We start from the raw sequence: 4609 nt of genomic DNA on the forward strand, positions 1-4609 counted from the left end.
GCCGCCACCCAATTAGTGAGGGTCTGCGGAACCAGTCCGAGCTCTCGAGCGACGTCCGCGACGGATCGCGACCTATCAATCACCTCGCGCACTGCCTCCGCACGGAACTCCCGAGAATACTTCCCACGGGAACTGGACAACCCGGGCCTTCCTTTCGGTCATCGCGGTAATCCTACCAATTCCGCGGTGGTCCAGAAAGAAAGGGGCACCTCAACTAGACGTTTTGTGCAGCGCTGCTCGTGATCATCTCACCGCTTCAGCGACGCGGTCGGTCCGGTGCCTGCATGCGCGAGCACGAGGGACTAGATGCGCGCATCGTCAGGGGAGTTATCCCGCGCGCGGACGCGTCATCAGGTCGTCCCAGCGCACGTCGCCGACACGGTTCAACCCGCTGATGACACTTCATCCGCGAGCGCGCCCGCGAGCGCGGAGGGAGTGGCGTGCAGGTACAGAGTACGGATGCTCAGTGGAGGGAGCCCTTGATCCCGCATCACGGAACCTAAGCGGACCGCGAGGAGGGAGTTGCCCCCGAGTTCGAAGAAGTTGTCCGCAGGTTGTACAGGTACGCCAAGGAGGCTTGCCCAGATTGCCTGCAGCTGCTCAACCAAGTCAATCTTGCCCGACGCTTTCTTCTGGGGAGCCGCCACCTCGGGAGCCGCCCCCGTCGGCGCATCAGCACCCGCGGTCACCCGGACCGCACCCAGGATTGGAGCGGGGAGCGCGGTGACGTCCAGCTTGCCGTTGGTGGTCAGGGGGAGACCGTCGAGCACGGTGAACGTAGACGGCACCATGTGCGCCGGCAACCGCCGTCCGCACAGCTCTCGTAACGCGACAACATCGGGAACGACACCGACAACGTAGGCATCCAAGCGGGCATTTGCGGGGTCGCTCTGAACGTCTCCCCCGACGACGACTACGGCTTCAGTCACGTCCGGCGCTCTCTCTAGGAGAGCCGCGATCTCGCCGAGCTCGATGCGGAAGCCTCGCAGTTTGACCTGGGAGTCGATGCGACCCAGGTGTTCCAGCTCCCCGTCACTGCGAAGCATCCCGAGGTCCCCGCTGCGGTAGAGCCGCTCCCCGGTCAGCGGATCCGTGACAAACCGTTCTGCCGTGAGCTCGTCGCGTCCGAGATAGCCGTGAGCAACGCCTACGCCGCCGACCACGATCTCGCCGGGCACGCCCGCGGGGAGCAGCCGCAGTCTCGCGTCCCTTGTGGACGTCGTCCAACCGGGAAGCGGGCGCCCGACGGATCTGCTCCCGCGCAACGCGTCGCCGCGCGTGACCGTGCGGGCTGTGACGTGGACGGTCGTCTCCGTGATGCCGAACATGTTCACGAGGCGGCACTCGCGCTCGGGGTACCTGTCCATCCACCCAAGGAGCCGGCGGGCGTCAAGGGGCTCGCCGCCAAAGATGACGAGTCGGAGCGCCAGGCGCTCCTCACATACGGCATCCGCCTCGACGAGCTGACGGAAGGCGGAAGGCGTCTGGTTGAGCACGGTCACCTGTTCGCGCGCGAGGAGCGACCAGAACTCGGACGGGTCCCGGGTAACCCAGTACGGAACGACGACCAGGCGCGCCCCGGTGAGGAGGGCTCCCCAGATCTCCCACACGGCGAAGTCGAACGCGGTTGAGTGAAATAGGGTCCACGTGTCCTCGTGTCCCAGCGCGAGGTCCTTCCTCGTGGCTTCGACCAGGGCGAGGACGGATTCGTGGCCGACCACCACGCCTTTCGACCGTCCCGTCGAACCCGAGGTGTAGATAACGTAGGCAGCGTCCGTTCCGGCCTCAGGAAGGGCATTCTCGCTGACTGTCAATGCGCGTGAGCCGCTCGAGGAGGCGAGGGATTCAGGGTCGAGGATAAGCACTCCGTCCATGGGTGGGAAATTTCCCGCGCTCACAACTACACGGAGGCGGGCATCTTCGACCATGTCGTGAAGACGCTCCTCGGGATAGGCAGGGTCCATGGGAACGTAGGTAGCGCCAGCCCGGCATATGCCGATCATCAGAGCAACGAGCATGACGTCCCGCTCGAGCGAAAGGCCGATTAGCTCGCCAGGGCGCACGCCGCGCGCTCGAAGTCCGGCCGCAAGTGCGCTCGCCATCGCGTCGAGTTGTCGATAGCTAAGGATTCGGATGCCGTCCGTGATGGCAGGCTCATCTCCTCTCGCTGCGGCGACATCGGCGAACGATCGGTCGAGGCGGCGATGCTCCTTCCCCGCTGAAGAGGCGGCCTTTGCGAGCCCGTCGTGCAATGGCCTCACGACCGGAACCGAAGTCAAGGAGATGTCATCAAGCACCGTGGCGTCCGTTGCGTCACGCAGCTGGCCGTATACGCGCTCGATCAGCGCGAGCCGCGCCCGTAGATCTGCTTCGTCCGCCGCCTCCGCTCGGGCCAGCGCAAGCAGCACCACCTGCCCGTCCCGGACGGTCGGGAGGAGGGTGAGCGGGAACGGCGCGTCCACGGCGGGGAGCACCCGCTCATCTCGGCCATGCGTGGCTGTGGCAAACACGCCAGCGCTGACCCACCCGTCCAGGTCGGCGATGTCAGCGAGGTGCCGATCCGGCTGGACCAGTGCCTCCCGGACTTGGTTGAGAAAGCCGGAGACCGTGAGCGAGTCATCCACGAGGAGGGCGGAGAGAACGGTCCACTCGCTCTCGGCGCCCTCGGGGCCGTGCACGGCCAGCAGGGGCTGGGTGGTGCGCCCGATCCTGCTGAGTACGAGCGCCAAGGCTGCGACGACGTGAACAGTAGTGTCCTCGGCAGAGCCGGGCAGCTCAACGTGGAGGAGGTGGTCGCGACTGGCGGGGCATATGGGGACCTCCGCAAAGGGCTGCACCACGTCGCCTGCCGGCGGTGCAAGTCGGCGCGATGTGGCGGGGGGCATATCGACGGCGACCTCGCTCTCGAGAAGAGGCGCCTCGCCCACCGCGACACCCTGCGCAAGGGAGAGCAGAGCCTTGCTGCTCGTGGCCGAGCGATTAGAGACGGCCACGAGATCGGCTTCGCCGCCCGCGTACCGCAACACCACGAGACGCAGAATGCTCCCCGGGGCCAAGGGCCGGCGAACCTCCGCGGCAACGACACGCGCCGCTTCCGCGGAGCCCCGTGGAGCCGCACACACCTCATGCCACACCATTCGTCCGTCTTCGGGCGGGACGGCGTCGAGCAGCGGAACGACCACGGCGTGCGCCACACCGTCTACGACAGGTCGGAGAATCCGACCAGGGGTGACGAGGGTTCGAGACACAGTTGTCCTTTCGAAGGTGGGCAGTCGACATCGAGGCACAGTAGGCGAGGTGCTTCAACGAGCGGTGAAGCCGCCGTCGACGGTGAGGGAGGTGCCGGTCACATTTCGTGAGGCATCCGAAGCGAGCCACACAGCTGCCTCCGCGACGTCACTCGGCTCGATGAGGGCGTTCATGGGTTGCGATTGCACGAAGATCTGCTCGTGCTCCGAAGTGGGGACATCCAGCTGGCGGGCGATTTCGACGAGCATGGCGCCCTCGACCAGGGCGTCATCCCTAACGGAGCCCGGGCACAGCGCGTTGACCCGCACCTTGAAGGGCGCGTAGTCGAGCGCAGCGGCCTTGGAGAAACCCACCAGACCATGCTTGGCCGAGACGTAACCGGAGAAGTTGCGGTACCCCACCATCCCGGCCGTAGAGGAGACGTTAACGATGCTCCCAGAGCGACGAGCGGCCATATGAGCACCCACCGCGCGCACCGCGCGGAAGGCACCCGTGAGGTCAATGTCGATCATGAGGTCCCACTCGGCGTCGGAGATCTCGTGCACGATACGGCCGGAGGGCGAGGCGATCCCCGCGCAGTTCACGAGCGCATCGATCGCACCGAAACGGCCGATACCCGCGGCGACCGCCTCGTTTACGGCCTCGCTGTCCCTCACATCGGCGACCCGGACGAGGACGCCCGCTCCAGATTTCCGGCACAATCGCTCAGTCTCGTCGAGCTGGCTCCGCGTACCAAGGGCGTAGGGCACGCCCTCGATGTCCCGCGCGACATCCACGAGGACGACGTCCGCGCCCTGCTCGGCGAAGCGGACCGCGGTCGCCCGTCCCACACCGCGCGCGGCTCCGGTGATCATTGCGACCTTGCCAATAAGCGCGGTCATGCGACGTCCGGCGTGAGGACCTTGCCCACAATCGCATCGACGACGCGGCGGGGCTCCTCGACCAAATACATATGCGGTCCGCTAATCTCGACCGATCGCAGACCACCGGTGGTGGCCTCTGCCCACTGCTCCATCTGCGCCGAATCCACGAGTTCATCGTCAGTGCCCCGGAGTGTGAGGATCGGAGCCCGGATCGGGCGACGGTCATCTGGTAGGTAGTCCTCATGCATCTGAACGTCGGCACGCAGCATGGGGAGGAGGATCTCCCGGAGTTCCGGCATCGCGAGGGCGGGATGCTCGTAGCCAGCAAATCGCTGGACTTCCCGCAAGAACGCATCATCGTCCAGATCGCTGGCGCGTGCGGACTGAGGTGCCCCATTCTTTCTGGACCACCGCGGAATTGGTAGGATTACCGCGATGACCGAAAGGAAGGCCCGGGATGTCCAGTTCCCGTGGGAAGTATTCTCCGGAGTTCCGCG

The 4609-nt window shown here is 65.9% G+C and carries 4 protein-coding genes; all 4 read right to left on the reverse strand.

Annotated elements, in window-relative coordinates; genetic code table 11:
• Positions 1-140 (reverse strand): transposase (locus C5D07_RS16480; RefSeq protein WP_146079798.1); only part of this gene is annotated, 140 nt, incomplete at its 3' end.
• Between the two features lie 243 nt (positions 141-383).
• Positions 384-3182 (reverse strand): non-ribosomal peptide synthetase, encoded by a 2799-nt coding sequence (locus C5D07_RS14755; RefSeq protein ID WP_146076821.1) that lies wholly within the window; start codon positions 3180-3182, stop codon positions 384-386.
• Positions 3183-3302: 120 nt separating this feature from the next.
• Positions 3303-4130 carry an SDR family oxidoreductase gene (locus C5D07_RS14760; RefSeq protein ID WP_068250290.1) on the reverse strand — a complete coding sequence of 276 codons (828 nt, stop codon included), beginning with the start codon at positions 4128-4130 and terminating at the stop codon, positions 3303-3305.
• The coding region (locus C5D07_RS14765; protein ID WP_211286393.1) for a thioesterase II family protein at positions 4127-4609 on the reverse strand (483 nt) is incomplete at its 5' end. The genes C5D07_RS14760 and C5D07_RS14765, both read right to left, overlap by 4 nt.

It is taken from the genome of Rathayibacter tritici, from assembly GCF_002932875.1.
Taxonomy (GTDB): Bacteria; Actinomycetota; Actinomycetes; order Actinomycetales; family Microbacteriaceae; genus Rathayibacter; species Rathayibacter tritici.